General features: G+C 55.1%; 1 protein-coding gene. It reads left to right on the forward strand.

The features are described 5' to 3' along the window. Window positions 1-245 (forward strand): immunoglobulin-like domain-containing protein (locus tag AC1MHZ_RS23500; RefSeq protein WP_482967026.1); only part of this gene is annotated, 245 nt, incomplete at both ends.

Raw genomic sequence — 245 nt, forward strand, 5'->3', positions numbered from 1 at the left:
CTGAGCAACAATCAGCAGGTCGTCATTCAAGCGGGTAAAACCGAGGTCGATTACTCGCTGCCGGCCCAGGGCGATGATGTATTCAAAGACGCAGGTGAAATTTCGCTGGGCGTCACCGATGCGACCGTCGCCGGCAAGCAGTTCGAGAATCTGCAGCTGGGCAACGACGCCACCGTCAACATCACCGATACGGTTAGCGAAGTAAAAGCCACGCTGTCTGTGGATAAAACTACTGTCGCTGAAGG

It is taken from the genome of Pseudomonas sp. FA-1, from assembly GCF_056856075.1.